General features: G+C 38.5%; 19 protein-coding genes and 1 riboswitch. Of the genes, 13 read left to right on the top strand and 6 right to left on the bottom strand.

The genetic code is table 11. The features are described 5' to 3' along the window. The first annotated feature begins 133 nt into the window (after window positions 1-133). From MTP24_RS12260 to MTP24_RS12220, 9 genes are all read left to right on the top strand, one after another. Window positions 134-334, top strand: coding sequence for a hypothetical protein (locus MTP24_RS12260; protein WP_243531448.1), 201 nt, complete (start codon window positions 134-136; stop codon window positions 332-334). Window positions 335-350: 16 nt separating this feature from the next. Next, window positions 351-884: a hypothetical protein gene (locus MTP24_RS12255; protein WP_243531445.1), complete on the top strand. Its 534-nt coding sequence runs from the start codon at window positions 351-353 to the stop codon at window positions 882-884. A 351-nt stretch (window positions 885-1,235) separates the two neighbouring features. Next, window positions 1,236-1,742, top strand: a complete 507-nt coding sequence (locus MTP24_RS12250) for a hypothetical protein (RefSeq protein ID WP_243531443.1) — start codon at window positions 1,236-1,238, stop codon at window positions 1,740-1,742. Beyond that, a complete protein-coding gene (locus tag MTP24_RS12245; RefSeq protein ID WP_243531441.1) occupies window positions 1,743-2,276 on the top strand; it encodes a hypothetical protein in 534 nt (177 codons plus the stop codon). Next, on the top strand, window positions 2,276-2,806 hold the full coding sequence (locus tag MTP24_RS12240) for a hypothetical protein (protein ID WP_243531439.1): 531 nt from the start codon (window positions 2,276-2,278) through the stop codon (window positions 2,804-2,806). The genes MTP24_RS12245 and MTP24_RS12240 overlap by 1 nt, the downstream gene beginning before the upstream one ends. Further along, window positions 2,806-3,336 (top strand): hypothetical protein, encoded by a 531-nt coding sequence (locus MTP24_RS12235; RefSeq protein WP_243531436.1) that lies wholly within the window; start codon window positions 2,806-2,808, stop codon window positions 3,334-3,336. The genes MTP24_RS12240 and MTP24_RS12235 overlap by 1 nt, the downstream gene beginning before the upstream one ends. Beyond that, window positions 3,336-3,866 carry a hypothetical protein gene (locus tag MTP24_RS12230; protein ID WP_243531434.1) on the top strand — a complete coding sequence of 177 codons (531 nt, stop codon included), beginning with the start codon at window positions 3,336-3,338 and terminating at the stop codon, window positions 3,864-3,866. The genes MTP24_RS12235 and MTP24_RS12230 overlap by 1 nt, the downstream gene beginning before the upstream one ends. A gap of 24 nt (window positions 3,867-3,890) precedes the next feature. Next, window positions 3,891-4,397 carry a hypothetical protein gene (locus MTP24_RS12225; protein WP_033025404.1) on the top strand — a complete coding sequence of 169 codons (507 nt, stop codon included), beginning with the start codon at window positions 3,891-3,893 and terminating at the stop codon, window positions 4,395-4,397. Beyond that, the gene (locus MTP24_RS12220) at window positions 4,397-4,912 is read left to right on the top strand and encodes a hypothetical protein (protein WP_243531432.1); all 516 of its coding nucleotides are present in this window, start codon (window positions 4,397-4,399) and stop codon (window positions 4,910-4,912) included. The genes MTP24_RS12225 and MTP24_RS12220 overlap by 1 nt, the downstream gene beginning before the upstream one ends. A 59-nt stretch (window positions 4,913-4,971) precedes the next feature. On the opposite strand, the gene coaD is transcribed toward MTP24_RS12220, so the two are convergent. Then, window positions 4,972-5,463: a pantetheine-phosphate adenylyltransferase gene (gene coaD, locus MTP24_RS12215; RefSeq protein ID WP_006791542.1), complete on the bottom strand. Its 492-nt coding sequence runs from the start codon at window positions 5,461-5,463 to the stop codon at window positions 4,972-4,974. A 188-nt stretch (window positions 5,464-5,651) separates the two neighbouring features. Here coaD and MTP24_RS12210 point away from each other — a divergent pair, with 188 nt between their 5' ends. Together MTP24_RS12210 and thiI are read left to right on the top strand one after the other, a co-directional pair. Continuing rightward, entirely contained in the window at window positions 5,652-6,305 is a 654-nt protein-coding gene (locus tag MTP24_RS12210) for a TetR/AcrR family transcriptional regulator (RefSeq protein ID WP_006791540.1), read from the top strand. A gap of 98 nt (window positions 6,306-6,403) precedes the next feature. Next, window positions 6,404-7,861, top strand: a complete 1,458-nt coding sequence (gene thiI, locus MTP24_RS12205) for a tRNA uracil 4-sulfurtransferase ThiI (protein ID WP_008129371.1) — start codon at window positions 6,404-6,406, stop codon at window positions 7,859-7,861. A gap of 38 nt (window positions 7,862-7,899) precedes the next feature. Here the strand turns inward: thiI and MTP24_RS12200 are convergent, their stop codons facing one another. Both MTP24_RS12200 and MTP24_RS12195 read right to left on the bottom strand, forming a co-directional pair. Continuing rightward, window positions 7,900-8,802: a 2-dehydropantoate 2-reductase gene (locus MTP24_RS12200; RefSeq protein WP_010556968.1), complete on the bottom strand. Its 903-nt coding sequence runs from the start codon at window positions 8,800-8,802 to the stop codon at window positions 7,900-7,902. After that, window positions 8,795-9,145: a VanZ family protein gene (locus MTP24_RS12195; RefSeq protein WP_006791537.1), complete on the bottom strand. Its 351-nt coding sequence runs from the start codon at window positions 9,143-9,145 to the stop codon at window positions 8,795-8,797. The genes MTP24_RS12200 and MTP24_RS12195 overlap by 8 nt, the downstream gene beginning before the upstream one ends. A gap of 152 nt (window positions 9,146-9,297) precedes the next feature. On the opposite strand from MTP24_RS12195, the gene MTP24_RS12190 reads away from it, so the two are divergent. Together MTP24_RS12190 and MTP24_RS12185 are read left to right on the top strand one after the other, a co-directional pair. Continuing rightward, a complete protein-coding gene (locus MTP24_RS12190; RefSeq protein WP_006791536.1) occupies window positions 9,298-9,780 on the top strand; it encodes a YajQ family cyclic di-GMP-binding protein in 483 nt (160 codons plus the stop codon). A gap of 177 nt (window positions 9,781-9,957) precedes the next feature. After that, window positions 9,958-10,121, top strand: a riboswitch (cobalamin riboswitch). A 32-nt stretch (window positions 10,122-10,153) separates the two neighbouring features. After that, window positions 10,154-11,980 carry a TonB-dependent receptor gene (locus MTP24_RS12185; protein WP_243531428.1) on the top strand — a complete coding sequence of 609 codons (1,827 nt, stop codon included), beginning with the start codon at window positions 10,154-10,156 and terminating at the stop codon, window positions 11,978-11,980. A gap of 45 nt (window positions 11,981-12,025) precedes the next feature. On the opposite strand, the gene msrA is transcribed toward MTP24_RS12185, so the two are convergent. The 3 genes from msrA to MTP24_RS12170 form a co-directional block, all read right to left on the bottom strand. Then, window positions 12,026-12,562 carry a peptide-methionine (S)-S-oxide reductase MsrA gene (msrA, locus tag MTP24_RS12180; RefSeq protein ID WP_010556971.1) on the bottom strand — a complete coding sequence of 179 codons (537 nt, stop codon included), beginning with the start codon at window positions 12,560-12,562 and terminating at the stop codon, window positions 12,026-12,028. A gap of 82 nt (window positions 12,563-12,644) precedes the next feature. Beyond that, window positions 12,645-15,743 (bottom strand): efflux RND transporter permease subunit, encoded by a 3,099-nt coding sequence (locus MTP24_RS12175; RefSeq protein ID WP_243531426.1) that lies wholly within the window; start codon window positions 15,741-15,743, stop codon window positions 12,645-12,647. A gap of 3 nt (window positions 15,744-15,746) precedes the next feature. Continuing rightward, on the bottom strand, window positions 15,747-16,799 hold the full coding sequence (locus MTP24_RS12170; protein ID WP_006791531.1) for an efflux RND transporter periplasmic adaptor subunit: 1,053 nt from the start codon (window positions 16,797-16,799) through the stop codon (window positions 15,747-15,749). Window positions 16,800-16,819 lie beyond the last annotated feature (20 nt).

The raw sequence follows: 16,819 nt of genomic DNA, 5'->3' as shown, positions 1-16,819 counted from the left end.
AGTTGGTACATAGCTTGCAAATAGCTATGTAGTTATAAATAGCAACTACCGCCATGAGTAGTGCATATACCTACACAATGGTGTGATTTAGTTTTACGCCAATTAAATTTAAACTTTTATAAGGATCAATTACATGCAAATTTCAGCTAATAGCCAAGTGCAAATGCAAGCATACAACAAAACACAACAATTACAGCCTGCGGCTGAACAAACTGCTAGCACTAAAACCCTACAATCTGATACAGTTAGTTTTTCGCAAGAAGGTTTAAGTGCGGCCAGTGCTGATTTAAGCCGTGCTGGTGTTGTTTGGGTACCACCAGCTAAACCAAAGTGATATTTTAAGGCGTTAAATGTTTTTACAAGAGTTATTTGGGCTGTTTTCACTCTCTGCATTTTTTATGTGGGGATTTTTAATGGCTTTTTTTTTTAATATATTTGTTTATTCAATTGGTTTAAAAAAAGGGACGACTCTTTTATTTAGCTCTTTTGTAATGATGTGTTCATACACCCTGTCAGATTACTTTTTTACTTGGCTTTCTTTTAAAAATTCATTCTACTTAAATTTCGCCTTATATGATATCGCTACAATTACCGCTCTTCTGTGCTTATACAAAATAGTAAAAAAAACCACGCCGTCTTTTTTATATTTAGTATTAGGGCTTAGCATCAACACCACTTTCTTTTTATTAATGCATTTAGACCTTATCATATATCAGAACAAAGAACATTGGTGGCTATGGGATGCATATATGTACTCTGTAAACTTAATAGATATTACAATGATTGTAGCTTTAATAGTTGATAGAGATATTTTAGGGCTGCATAAACTTAAAAATGCAATCCGCACTTTACTAAATCCAAGCGCTAATTCAAGAATGCCCTAGATTAAAATTCATTTTTATTTTTACGCCGAACAAACATCAAAGCATAAATTAAAGTGCGGTAACTTTACTCAAAGTGACTACGGTACGACTACCAGCTATTATAAAGTATTAAGCCACATGTCACTTAGCTTTAGACTGTAAAATAAAAGTATACTCCTAAAACTTGGTAAACAACTAAATCATGAAACGCTTTAAAACTAGCCCCAATTATCTATGTAAATTAGCGCATTTTAATAATGGGTATTTTAAATGACTTTTTGTTCTACTTGGTTTCAAGCATATACAAACCTATCCAATTAAATATGTACTTACCTGCCAGAATGACCTGCTCTTATTACATTATAGATTGTTATGTTAGATGATCTGATGTTAACCCCAGATGTAAGTTTTTATATTGGAGCATTGGTACAGTGGGGTTTTTTAATGGCCTTTTTGTATTCATTCGTTTCTAGCATTAATACACCTGACAAAAAGCGTGTTTGGTTATCTCTAGTGATGACGGTTTCATATCTATCAAGCCTTTTTATAGATATTCAAACAATTCAGTACCTCGATTTTTTTTATTTTGATATAGCTACTATTTTTGCCCTTGTGATACTTAATTTATTTATTAAAGAAAGGCTTATATTCGCCTATTTATTAACGGGGCTCTCAGTGAATGCGATCCTATTTTTAGGAATGCATTTAGATACCGTGGTTTATAAAAACTACGAACCGTGGCTTTTTACAGTACTTTACTCTTGGCTAGTTAACTTTAACGACTTTGCCATGGTTGCTGTTTTCTTCATTAAAAAAGACTTCTTGGGTTTGGTTAAAGCAAAATCATACATATACAAACAATTGAGTCGAAGTTTATAAATGCTTGAACATGCCACATTAATGCTTGGTTCAATCAATGACCATTTGAGTATTTTTATCACATGGTTTTTTGCTGTTGCATTTCTTTATAATTTAACAATAAGCATAAATGTTAAAAACAGAAGCGTTATGTTTCTGTCTTTAATAATGATGGTGTCGTATACGCTAACCTTAATAATAGGAAAAGCGCAGTTAATGATTACGACTTCGTTTTATTTAGATTTTGCTCTATCTGACGTGGTTGCTATTTTTGCAATCGTGACCTTTTCACACTTTTACAAAGCGCCTTACTCAATTGCATATTATTATCTTATTCTTGGTTTGAGTCTTAACGCTATGCTGTTTTTGGTTATGCATTACGATTATGCTGTTTTGGCTAATTATGATTATTGGTGGGGTTGGGGATTGTATGCTATTGGACAGGTTTCTAGTGATATAATAATGGCTTTAGTACTCATTATTAACAAAGATATTTTAGGTTTGGTTAAATTGAAAAATGCTGTGTTGAATCGTAAAACACCGGTGGCTAGGTAATGGGTAGTTTTTTGGAAGACTTATTTTGGAGTCTCGCTGAAATTAGCGAGCTCTTAGGCATACTTATTACATGGTTATTTGTTTTTACATTTTTATATAACTTGTCTGCGGCTATTAATAAACCTGACAATAGCCGCACTCAGCTGTCATTCATTATGATGGTTTCTTATACGTTGAGTTTGTACATAAACATATACACACCATTACGGTACCTACAATTATTTGCCTTTGATGTAGTCACTATTGCCGTTATTTTTATTTGGCGGCTGTGCTTAGGTAAAGTCATCCCTGTAGGTTTTTATTATTTAATAGCAGGGCTGTGTATTAATGCAGCGCTTTTTATGGCCATGCATATTGATCGAACAGTAAGCTCAAATTACGAATTTTGGTGGTTGTGGATGCTTTATGGCTTTTCAACACTTATTGTTGATTTCACAATGGCAGTAGTACTTATTGCTAATAAAGATATTTTAGGTTTGGTTAAATTGAAAAATGCTGTGTTGAATCGTAAAACACCGGTGGCTAGGTAATGGGTAGTTTTTTGGAGGACTTATTTTGGAGTCTCGCTGCAATTAGTAATCTCTTAGGTATACCTATCACATGTTTATTTGTTTTTGCATTTTTATATAATCTGTCTACGGCCATTAATAAATCAGACAATAGCCGTACTCAACTGTCATTAATTATGATGGTTTCTTATACGTTGAGTTTGTTCATTGACATGTATACATCATTCCTGTTCCTAAAATTATTTGCCTTTGATGTGGTCACTATTGCCGTTATTTTTATTTGGCGGCTGTGCTTAGGTAAAGTGATCCCTATTGGTTTTTATTATTTAATAGTAGGGCTCTGTATTAACGCATCGCTTTTTATGGCCATGCATATCGATACTATAGTAAATCCAACACATGAATTTTGGTGGTTGTGGATGCTTTATAGCTTCTCAGCACCTATTGTTGATTTCATAATGGCTCTAGTACTTATTACAAATAAAGATATTTTAGGATTGGTTAAATTAAAAAACATTATGTTGAATCGTAAAACATCGGCAGCTATTTAATGGGGAGTAATTTGGAAAGTATATTCCTAAGCATTGCTGAGATTGGTGCGCCTCTTGGTATTTTTATTACGTGGCTATTTGTTTTTACTTTTTTATATAATTTATCCGCGGCTATTAATAAACCTGATAATAGCCGAACTCAACTGTCATTCATTATGATGGTTTCTTATTCGTTGAGTTTGTACATATATGCGTATACGCCATCGGTGTTTTTACAATTATTTGCCTTTGATGTCGCTACCATTATCGTTATTTTTATTTGGCGGAAGTGCATGGGTAAAGTTATTCCTATTAGCTTCTATTATTTAATTTTAGGGTTGTGTATTAACGCATCGCTTTTTATGTCTATGCATATTGATACAATAATACAGCTCTATGGTGGATATTGGTGGTTATGGGGGGTATACGGATTGGTAGTGCCATTTGTTGATTTCATAATGGCTCTAGTACTTATTACAAATAAAGATATTTTAGGGTTGGTTAAGTTAAAAAATACTGTACTAAATCATAAAACAAAGCCGGTGAAATAAGGAAAGTGTAGTTTGGTAGACTTTATGTGGAGTCTCGCTGCAATAAGCGAGCTCATAGGTATAATTATTACGTGGTTATTTGTTTTTACTTTTTTATATAACCTTTCTGCAGCGATTAATAAACCTGATAATAGCCGAACTCAACTGTCATTAATTATGATGGTCTCTTATACGTTGAGTTTATACATAGACGCTTATACTCCAGCGCCTTATCTTCAATTATTTGCCTTTGATGTCGCAACCATTGCCGTTATTTTTATTTGGCGGCTGTGCTTAGGTAAATTCATCCCTGTTAGCTTTTATTATTTAATAGTAGGGCTGTGTATTAATGCATCGCTTTTTATGGCCATGCATATTGATAGTATTATAAACCCAAATTGCGGGTATTGGTGGTTGTGGATGGTTTACGGTATCTCAACACTTATTGTTGACTTCATAATGGCAGTAGTACTTATTGCTAATAAAGATATTTTAGGGTTGGTTAAATTAAAAAACAGTGTACTCAATCGTAAAAAACAGGTTTCTGTTTAATGGGTAGTTTTTTGGAAGATTACTTTTGGATGATGGTTTCAATAGCTGAACCTTTTGGTATTTTTATAACGTGGCTATTTGTTTTCACCTTTTTATATAACTTGTCTGCGGCTATTAATAAAACCGATAATAGCCGAACTCAACTCTCATTCATTATGATGGTTTCGTACACTTTGTGTTTATACATAGATATGTATACACCACTTAGGCATTTACAGTTATTTATTTTTGATGCGGTTACGATTGCGACTATTATTATTTGGCGTTACAGCCTAGGAAAAGTGATCCCTGTCAGCTTTTACTACTTGGTAGGGGGGTTGTCTATTAACGCCACGCTTTTTCTGGCAATGCATGTTGATTTTATAGTAAACCCATATTGCGGTTATTGGTGGTTATGGGGAGTTTACGGGTTAGTGATGCCGCTTGTTGATATAACAATGGCTGTCGTACTTGTTACTAATAAAGATTTGTTAAAACTGGTGTGGTTAACTAAAAAACTAACCACACGTGCTTAATGTATTATTAGAGGCTTAATACCTCTATGTTTTTTGCTTTGGTAAAGCACTCACTAGGCTTAATTAGTATTGCAGCCTACTTTTTCTTTGAGTGCTTTTACAATAATAGGGTCTACAAATTCGCTTACATCGCCATGATGACGCGCCACTTCTTTAACTAAAGTAGATGAAATAAAAGAATTTTTTTCAGCAGGTGTTAAAAATACACTTTCAAGATCTGGGTTTAGGCGGCGATTCATGTTTGCTAATTGAAATTCATAATCAAAGTCAGACACCGCTCTTATACCGCGAATAAGTACGTGTGCATTGTGATCGCGTGCTAAATCGGCCAGTAATCCAGAAAAACCAATGACCTTTACGTTATCTAAGTGGCTTAATATTGTGTTTGCTAGCGCCACACGTTCTTCAAGGTTAAAACATGGCTGCTTACTTGGGTTATTAGCAACAGCAACCAAAACAGTGTCAAACATTTTGGCAGCACGCTGTATTAGGTCTGTATGCCCATTAGTAAGTGGATCAAAAGTGCCGGGGTAAATTGCAGTAACGTTCATAAGGTTCACAAATTATAATTTTGTAGCAGTTTAACAGTGTTTACAGAACAAATCAGCCCAGTTGCTAGTGCTGCCATTAGCGGTAATTATAAGCCTTGTTTAGGGCGTGTTTTAATTGTTAATTTTGTTTATACTGCCTATCCAAATTTGAGTGTAATGTAGCCAATAGACTATTTGAGTATTAGCATATGAATACCAAGGAAAAAATAATACACACCAGTATTTCGTTGTTTAATGAAAATGGTGAGCGTGCAATCACAACGAACCATATTGCATCGAGTTTAGGGATGAGTCCGGGTAATCTTTATTATCACTTTAAAAATAAAGAAGACATTATTCGCCATATTTTTGCGCTTTACCGTGATCACTTAAGTACACATTTTAAACCTATTGATAAAGACGACGATGCATTTAGTCATTTAACTGCTTATCTCGACTCGCTATTTGAACTTATGTGGCGTTTTCACTTTTTTTACGACAACCTTGGCGATATCCTCTCTAGAGATACCGACTTAAAACAAGCGTATATTGATTTTCAGCTTGAGTTATTAGAGCAAGTTCGTAACGTTATTTTGGGATTGCGCGATAAAGGCATGATCGCCATTGACGAACAAGACGTGACCGAATTAGCCCACACACTTAAACTCACTGTTAGCTTTTGGACACCTTACATAAAAGCACGAAGACCCAGTGGTTCGCTTGCTGAGCAAGACATTTATTATGGTATTTTAAAAGTATTGGCTTTATTTAGGGCCTACAGCACAGAAAAAAGCAGTGTACAGATGAACCAACTTCGCGAAAAGTACACGGCACTTGCACAGCAAGCACCGGCAGTAGCATAACGCTTCATTTATTGGCTGTTTCCTAGACGTTAAAATTTTTGCTATAATCGCGCGCCAAATGCCTGGGAGCGCGAATTCCCGCAGTCTAAGAGTGAACTATGCTTAAATTTATCGTCAAACTACACCCCGAAATAGCTATCAAAAGCCGCTCGGTACGTAAACGCTTTACTAAAGTGTTAGAAAATAACATTAAAATTGTATTGCGTCGTATTGACGAAAAAGTACAAGTAAGAAACAACTGGGATAACATTTCAGTTGTCACCAAATTAACTGACGCACAAACTCGGTTAGACTTTATTGATGGTTTGCAACGCATTCCAGGTATAGTGCAATTTATTGAAGTGACCGAAGTCGAATTTAGTACGTTGGACGAAATTTATCAAAAAACCTTTGAGTTAATTGGCCACACAATTGCGGGTAAAACATTTTGTGTACGTGCAAAACGTATAGGCCAACACGACTTTACTTCAACTGATTTAGAGCGTTACGTTGGTGGTGGTTTAAACCAACACGTTGAAGGTGCCCGCGTAAAACTTAGCCGCCCAGAGGTGACTATTCGTCTAGAAGTAAAAGATGACAAAGCCTACATTGTAACGCAAACACATTTGGGTATGGCGGGCTTCCCTTTGCCAACTCAAGAAGATGTGCTGTCGTTAATGTCGGGTGGGTTTGACTCAGGCGTAGCTAGCTACCAAATGATACGAAAAGGCGCGCGTACGCACTTTTTGTTCTTTAATTTAGGTGGCGCTGCCCACGAAATTGGCGTTAAACAAGCGAGTTACTTTTTATGGAAAAAATACAGCTCTACTCATAAAGTAAAATTTATTACGGTCGACTTTGAACCTGTTGTTGCCGAAATTTTAGAAAACGTTGAGAACAGCCAAATGGGCGTTGTACTCAAGCGTATGATGATGCGTGCCGGTAGCGCAGTGGCCGAAAAGCTAAATATTCAAGCGCTTGTAACGGGTGAAAGTATTGGGCAGGTGTCCAGCCAAACGTTGGCTAATTTAAGTGTAATTGACCGCGTAACCGAAACCCTTATTTTACGCCCGCTAATTCAGCATGATAAGCAAGAGATTATAAACATTGCGCGCCAAATCGGTACCGCTGAAATGGCCGAAACTATGCCAGAATACTGTGGTGTTATATCTAAAAAGCCAACGGTAAAAGCAAAAATAGACGTGATTAAAGGCGAAGAAGAAAAGTTCGACTTTGATGTACTTGATACCGTTATTGATAACGCGCGCGTTATGGATGTTCGTGATATCGACGTAGAAGCTAAGCAAGAGCTTAAAGAGGCAGAATCGGTTGCCGATTTACCGCCAGGTTCAGTTGTTGTTGATATTCGCTCTCCAGAAGAAGAAGACGCGGCGCCGCTTGAGATTGAAGGTATTGAAGTAATCCACCTACCGTTTTTCCGCTTAGCTACAAAGTTTGGCGACCTACCAAAAGATAAAGACTACTACCTATATTGTGATAGAGGTGTAATGAGCCAGTTGCAAGCGCTTATTTTACACGAGCAAGGCTTTACAACTGTAAAAGTGTATCGTCCTTAAAGGGTAAGTAAATACGTTAATAGTTTATAAAGCGTGGTTTAAACCACGCTTTTTTTTGCCTGAATTTTAGCAAGTAACTCATTATTAATTGGGGTTTTGATGTTGTAACGTTTGCCTTGATCGCTAATATACCCACAAATAGCCATTATTTCTGTTGGCCTGTTATTAGCAATATCTTGCTGCATTGAAGAATAATTTTCAGCGGTAAGCGCCATTACTGTGTAAGCGTTATCTAACGCATCAGCTAAAGCAATATTCAACCCTTTTGCGTTAGCAACCCTGCAGCCCTCATAGAGTAAACTCATTATCGTTGCGCTAAATACAGGGGCACGCAATTGGCCGTTTTTTATATTGTGAAGTGCAGTTAGCGGGTTAATAGCCACATTAACCAACAGCTTTTCAAAGCGAAGTTGCTCAATGTTATTGACCACTTTTAAATTGGGAACTGCTTGAAGTAGTGGTGATATAAATTGTGAGTTTTTAGCTGCAAGTTTATTACAGCCACCAATCACGCTTTGCCCTTCACCGGTATGTTGCACAATGTACTGGGTAGACTTAAATCCGGCCATGCTGGTGGTTAAAAAGTATAGTGCTTGCTGAGTGTTTAGCTGAGGAATAAGCTCTTCAATATTTCCCATTCCATTATGAGAAACGACTAATATTGAATTTGCAGCAAGATAAGGTTTTACTTGTGAAAACGCATCTTGGACCTGAAAAGCTTTAACTGTAAAAATAACAACATCATAACTAGGTTGTTGCGCCAGATCGCTTAAATTAATAAAGCGTGCATTAATGTTATGTGACGGAGCGTTTTTACGGCTATAAAAACGCGTATTGCAGGTTGGTTTGCGTGTTAAAACATGAACATTATTTTTGTGACTTAAAAAGTGGCTTAGTAACAAGCCAATAGCGCCATCGCCTACAATTAAAATATTAGTCATAGGGATTCTTTTTTCGAGGTGTAAAAATAACTCTTAGTAAAAAGTAACTAGCAGCACCAGCAAAATCAGCTATAAAATCGCCAATAGAGGCCTGCCTGTAGGGGAGTGCGTCTTGCATTATTTCAATTGATGCGCCGTAACCGGCCAATAACAAAATTTGTGCGTACAAAGGAAGCTTAAACGCTTTATCCATAATAATAGCAAGCACAAAAAAAATCCCAAAATGAGCTACTTTATCAATGTGTGGAAATAGGTTAGCTGCGCCTTTTATTTCTTTGGCAAATAAAAAAGTAAACGCTACGATGCTGAGCAAAAAAACAGCTTGGTAAACACGCCTTGTCACGTAAAATCCTAGAGTCGCTTAAAAAAGAAGCTTAAGTATATCAAACTAAATTAGTATCGCACCTGAACAAGATGCAGAAAAATGTAAAGATTTATAATTTTAGCGTTATAATTGCGCCATAAAATTAAGATTGAATAGTTAGGAGAAAACCAATGCCTTCATTTGATATTGTATCTGAAGTAGAAATGAACGAAGCACAAAATGCGGTAGATAATGCAAACCGTGAACTTGAGACTCGCTTTGACTTTAGAGGTGTTGATGCATCTATTGAGCTAAACGACAAAACAATTAAGCTAAAAGCTGAAGCTGATTCACAGGTTATGCAATTGTTTGATATTTTAGCGGGTAAAGTTTCTAAGCGTGGTATGGATGTAGCGAGCTTAGAGTTACAAGATATTAGCCGTGCAGGTAAAAATGTTTTTCGTAATGTTGCGCTAAAGCAAGGTATTGAAAAAGATGTGGCTAAAAAAGTAGTAAAAGCCATTAAAGATTCTAAAGTAAAAGTGCAAGCGGCTATTCAAGGCGAGGAAGTACGCGTAACGGGTAAAAAGCGTGATGACTTACAAGCTGCTATGCAAGTGGTGCGTACTGCCGATTTAGGTCAGCCTTTTCAGTTTAAAAACTTCCGCGATTAATTATAAAAGCCTTTTGGGCGCTTTATAAATAAAAAGCCAAATAGCCGCGCAGGTTATTTGGCTTTTTTTATGAACGCGGCATAGTTTTTGTTTTTAATTGATTTTCTTTTTAGCTGTATAGACGTCCGTTGACATTTTTTATTAAACTCCTCACAATAGCGGCCTATTTTCAAGGTGCTTATTAATCTTTTCAATGGTTTGATTTTTTTAATAAGATAATCGGGAAGTTGGTGCGTTTTCATGATGACTACAATCCCAACACTGCCCCCGCAACGGTAAAGTAGTACATAAAGCTATGTATTTACTGAGTCCGGAGACCGGCCTTGATGTAATCTTACTTAGTTCTTTGCGGTGGGCAAAGAAGGGGAACTTCATGTTAAAAAAAACAACTCTTGGCGTTGCAATTACTGCTGCGCTGTCACTATCTGTATCTGCTGCAGAGCAATCAATCGAAACCATTACGGTAACCGCTAATAAGTTTGAACAATCAATTACTAATGTATTAGCGAGTGTAAATGTTATAACTCGTAATGACATTGAAACCAGTAATGTTCGCGACTTACCAACGCTATTAACGTCTCAAGTTGGCTTTCAGGTAAACCCTAATGGCGGCTTTGGTCAAAATGCCGGTGTTTCACTGCGCGGTACGGGATCGGGTGATACGCTAATTTTAATAGACGGTGTGCGCACCGGTTCGGCAACGCTTGGTCAAAAAGCATTAAGCAATGTGCCATTAAATAGTATTGAGCGCATTGAAATAATAAAAGGTTCACGTGCTGCAGTGTATGGCTCTGATGCGCTAGCGGGTGTTATTAATATTATAACGCGCGAGTCAGATAACCTTTCGGTCAGTGCTACGTTTGGATCTGACGCGTACCAAGACTACCAGATTGCTGGTTCTGTAAAAGCAGGCGATGTAACAACGGCCTTTAATGCAGGATTTGAAAAGACGGACAACTTTGATGTACTTCAAGGGGCAGCACCCGATGAAGACGGTTTTGAAAACAAAAACCTTGGCTTTAAAGTAAACTATACCGATGCGCACTACGGCGACTTTAAGTTACTAGGGCAATACAGTGAAGGCTTTGCTGATTACGACAGCCGTTTTAGTCCTGCCGATAGTACGATTGAGCGAGGTGATTTTAAAAATTACCAGCTTTCGGCTGGTTGGAATAAAGACTATAACAATCAAACACACAGCCTTGATATAGCATTTGTAACGGATGACTCAGACAACCGTTATGTTGATTTTTCTCAAGGGCCAACAACAAGTACGTTTGTTACTAAGCGCTCACAAATTGACTACAACGGCCAATACCGCTTAAACGACACGTTAAACATTAGTGGTGGTATTAATTGGTACAATGATGACGTATCACAAAGCTCAACCACGTTTGAAGTGCAAGAGCGCGATGTATTAGCTGTATTTGTTGGCGCATATTACGATGCGGATGAGTTGCTTGCCAATTTAACTGTTCGTCAAGATGACGATGAGCAATTTGGTAATGAAACAACGTACACAGCGGCAGCTGGCTATCACTTATCTGAAGACGCAACTTTCAGAATAAGCCAAAGCACGGGCTTTAAAGCGCCAACATTTAATGATTTGTACTTTCCTCTTTACGGCAATGCCAATCTTCAACCTGAAACGTCAGTGAATCGTGAGCTTGGCTTAAACGTCGACTTTGATACTGTGCGTGTCGATGTCGCTATTTTTAGAAATGAAATTGAGGATAAAATTGATTATGACGCTAATTTTACACTCACCAATATTAATGAGGCCCAATATGAAGGTGTTGAATTTAGTTTAGCCAATCAAATTTTGGGTTTTGATAGTAATGTGAATTTTGCTTACCTAAGTGCCGAAGATAAAGAAACAGGCGAAGCGCTTAGAAACGTTGCCAAACGAACCTTTAATTGGGAGCTTGCAAAACAGTTTGGTGCATTTGATACAAGCATAGCAATGCAATATCGCGGTGAGCGAGCAGGGGCGGTTTCGCAATTGGGTTCGTATACGCTTTGGAATTTAGCAGGCAATTACCAAGTAAATGATGAAATTACGGTGTCGCTTCGTATAGAAAACGTATTCGATAAGGAATACAACGCAGTTGATTCTAACGCTGATTTTACAACAGGGCAGGTGTATTACTACAACACGCCAGAGCGCCGCTTTTTTGCTGGCATAGATTACCAGTTTTAAATAATCTAAATAAAAAGCCCGGTTTTACCGGGCTTTTTTGTGTTTTTACTCAGCTAAAAACTCTTTAAATACGGTTTCAAACTTATGTAATTTTGGTGCGATTAACATACTGCAATAACCCTGTTGTGGGTTTTCGTTGTAGTAATCTTGATGATAGTGCTCAGCAGGGTAGTAAGTTGTCACCGGGCTGACTTCGGTAACAATAGGCTCACTAACATGGGTTTGTAGCTGTTCAATCATAGTGTTAGTAAGCGCAAGTTGTTCGTCATTATGGTAATAAACAACACTTCGGTATTGTGTGCCAATATCGTTACCTTGGCGATTTAATTGCGTAGCATCGTGCAAAGTAAAAAACATAGCGAGCAATGTTTCAAAGCTTACAATGGTGCTATCAAATTCAACTTTTACTACTTCGGCATGGCCCGTTGTACCACTGCATACTGATTTGTATGTTGGATTGTCAGTATTGCCACCGGTATAACCCGAGCTTACATCAGACACGCCATTTACACGCCTAAATGCTGCGTCAATACACCAAAAACAGCCACCACCAAAGGTTGCTACTTGCGTTGTTGAACTCATAATTATTCCTAATATTTGACAAAGGTCACGCAAAGCATAAAGCTTAGCGCCATAACAACAAGGTTACGACGCGTTAGCTTGCTTAGATCTCTTCAAGCGGTTTTTCGGCTGCTTGTTTATTAAGTTTTTGTTGTAAATATTCAGGCGATTGTGTGTTACGAGCAAGCGCATAATACGCTGCTGGCACAACAAATAAAGTAAGTAGCGTTGAAACAATAACCCCGGTAAATACCACAACACCAATTACCATACGGCTTTCAGCGCCAGGGCCTGATGCTAATACCAATGGCACTGAGCTCATAACCGTTGTTAGCGATGTCATTATTATTGGGCGTAAACGTTGTGTAGCCGCTTGTAATATTGCTTCGCTAAATTCTACACCTTTGTCGCGTAATTGGTTGGTAAATTCAACAATGAGTATCCCGTTTTTAGCGCTTAAACCTATGAGCATAACAATACCAATTTGGCTGTAAATATTAAGCGTAAGTCCGGTAGACCAAAGACCAAACATCGCGCCCATTAAACCAAGCGGTACTGTTAGCATGATTACAAATGGGTGCATAAAGCTTTCAAATTGTGCTGCCAATACCAAAAAGGTAACTGTTAGCGCTAATACAAATACGTAGGTCATTGCTGATGCGCCTTCGTAATAAAGCTGAGATTCACCTTTGTAGTCTATTGCGCCGTCAATGTCGTTTTCTTCTGCGGCAACATTGTTTAAAAAGTTAAGTGCTTGTTCGAGTGTGTAACCATCGGCTAAGTTTGCGCTTAAGGTTATTGAGCGCATACGGTTGTAACGGTTTAAGCGTGAGGCTGTAGCCTCTTCTTTTAAGCTTATTAGGCTGTCTAGCGGAACCAGCTCACCACTGCGTGATTTAAGGTATATATTTGAAATATCGGTCGGGTTATTAAAGTCTTCTTTTGTACCTTTCAAAATGACATCGTATTCTTCACCTCTATCTATAAAGGTTGTCACACGACGCTGACCCAGCATGGTTTCGAGTGTACGACCAACATCAGACACAGACACCCCTAGATCGGCCGCTTTATTTTTATCAATGCTTACTAAAAACTGTGGGAATGTTTCTTTGTAATCGTGATCGATTCTAACAAGGCCTGGGTTTTGTTCTGCACGTTTAATAATGCGGTCACGCCAATCGGCAAGCTGAGCATAATCATTACCTTGTAGAACAAATTCAATAGGGCGAGATGAACCGCCACCGCCAATACCTCGGCGCATAATAGCAAACGCACGTACATCGGTGACTTCGCGCATTTTGCCACTAATTTCATCCATTACTTCCCACGTAGAGCGCTTGCGTTTGTCCCAATCAGCCATACCAACAATAGCAACACCGCCGCTACCGCCCCAGCCAGGAACACGAACAAGCACACGGCTTAGCTCGCCAGACTCAGAGTAAGGCATAAGGCGTTCTTCAATTTTTGCCATATTGGCGGCATTATTTTCGTAGCTAGCACCCTCAGGCCCGCTCATCATAATGAAAAAGGTGCCGCGGTCTTCTTTAGGTGTTAGCTCTGATGGCACTTGCAGTAACAGTGAATAACTCACAAAACCCGCTAAAACTAAGCTGACTAACAAGCCCCATTTTTTGGTCATATTTGTTGAAAGTGAATTACGGTAACTGCGCTCTAATTTAGTAAACTGGTGGTCCATCCATTGGCTGAATTTATTAGGCTTGTCGGCGCTTTTTAGAACTTTTGAACACAATGCTGGTGCAAGCGTAAGCGCGGTTACACTTGAGAAAAAAACAGCTGCGCTTACAGCCATTGCAAATTCGGTGAATAACGCGCCTATCCGGCCATCCATAAATACTAAAGGAACAAACACCGAAATAAGCACAAGTGTAGTTGCTACAATTGCAAAGCCAACTTCTCGTGCGCCTCTATACGCTGCAAGTAATGGTGGCTCGCCAAGCTCTATGCGGCGGTGAATGTTTTCAAGCATTACAATAGCGTCATCAACAACTAAACCAATGGCAAGTACTAACGCAAGTAGTGTTAGCAAGTTGATTGAATACCCCATAGCGAGCAAAAACATAAAGCTACCTACCAAAGCTACCGGTACGGTAACAGCGGGAATAAGCGTTGCACGAATGTTGCCTAAAAACAAAAATATCACTAAAACAACTAAGCCCATTGAAATGGCAAGCGTGCTATATACTTCGCTAATCGATTCTTTAATGAATACAGACGAGTCGTAACTGTCTTGAATTGTTGTGCCTTCAGGTAGGTTTCGTTTGATTTTTTCAAGCTCACTTCGTGCGTTGTCTACCACGGTTAATGTGTTTGCTTTAGCTTGTTTTACAATACCCAGGCCAATCATGTTGCGGCCGTTACCACGGAACAAACTTTCGTCGTCGGCGGCCTCTAGTTGAACATCGGCTACTTCGCCAAGGCGAACTAAATAGCCATCTTCACCGCGTTTAATAACTAAATTTTTAAAGTCGCGCTGATCTTTGTAGCTTCGGGCCGTACGTACCGTAAAGTCGCGATCAATTGATTCAATTTCACCAGCAGGTAACTCAACATTTTCTGTGCGCAGAGTGTTTTCTATGTCGCTTGAAGTTATGCCGCGCGCAGCCATTGCTTGGCGGTTTAACCAAATTTTCATAGCGTATTGACGCTCGCCGCCAATTCGCACATTAGATACGCCATCCACAACGGCTAAGCGGTCAACAATAAAGCGCTGTGCATAATCAGAAAGCTGTAATGAGTCCATGGTTTCACTATTAAGCACAAACCATGCAATAGGGCTTTCATCACTGTTTGATTTAGATACCTCAGGCGGACGAACTTGCTCAGGTAGGCTGTCGAGTGCACGTGCAACACGTTCACGTACATCGTTAGATGCTGCATCTATATCGCGGCTAATATTAAATTCAATAGTAATGTTTGAGCGACCATTACGGCTCGACGAATTAATACTTTTAATACCCTCAATACCCGATATACGGTTTTCGATAACTTGGGTTATTTTAGTTTCGATTATCTCCGCTGATGCCCCGGTATATGAGGTGCTAATATTTACAATCGGAGTTTCAATGTCAGGGTATTCGCGTAGCGGTAACATACTAAATGCTACTAAACCAAAGGTTAGTAGCAATAAGTTAATTACAATCGCAAAAACGGGGCGTTTAACGCTAGTGTCGGTAATTTTCACGTATTACCCCTTAACGCTAACTTTACTGCCCGAGCGAATTTTAATCAGCCCTTCAGTAATAATTTGCTGGCCATCGGTTAAGCCTTCATCAATAGCTACCCAACCGTTATTTCTGCTTGCAACATGTACTTCTATTTTGTTGGCTACGCCATCTGTAATTTTAAACACGTAGTGTTTATCTTGCAGTGGTATAACGGCTTTTTCTGGCACCATAAGTGCTTGGCTTGTACTTAACTCAAGTGCGGTATTTAGGAGCATGCCAGGGCGTAATAAGCCAGACTTATTGGCAAAACTAGCGGTTACTTCAATGCTGCGTGTAACGGCGTCGATTCGCGAACTAATATGCGTGACCTTGCCTGTAAATGTTTGGCCAGGGTAAGCGTCGTTTTGCGTTAATACTTTCATGCCAATGGCTAGTTGCGCTAAATATTTTTCAGGAACTTTAAAGTCTACTTTTATAATACTAATATCATCAAGGGTAGTGAGTATGGTTGCATTATTAACATAAGCGCCTACAGATATTTCGCGTTTTCCTAATAAACCTGAAAAAGGTGCGCGAATGGTCATTTCGCTTAACGTTGTTTTAGCACTTTCTAATTGTGACTTGGTTGCGTCTACAACAGATAACTGCTCTTCTAAAAGCGATTTAGCTGTAGACTGTGTACGTGAAAGTTCTGTAAGGCGGTTAAGCTGACGCTTTTCTTCTTGTAAATTGATACTGAGTTCTTCAACGGCCAATTCTTCTTGTCTGCTTTGCAGTTGCACAAGTTTTTGACCTTTACTCACTAAGTCACCATCTTTGAAAAATATGTCGGTAACGTAGTCGTTTTGTGCGCTTTTGATATAAATAGCTTGATTTGCGCGTGCGCTACCAATTGCTTCTATCATTACAGCGTTTTCTTGCGAAGTGACTGTATGTGCAGAAACCTGTGTAGACATGTTAGAAAAATTAGCTTGTTCGCCATGGCTAGAGGGTAAGTATAAATAAACACTAAATATTAAAAGTAGTGTAATAATGAATGGAAAAAGAGCTTTGCCTGATTGTCTAGAGTACATCGTTTTCATACCTGAAAATT

This window comes from Pseudoalteromonas sp. APM04, from assembly GCF_022809815.1.
GTDB lineage: Bacteria > Pseudomonadota > Gammaproteobacteria > Enterobacterales > Alteromonadaceae > Pseudoalteromonas > Pseudoalteromonas marina.
Note: the sequence above shows the minus strand (reverse complement) of the source record. Positions and strands in the feature narration are given on the sequence as shown.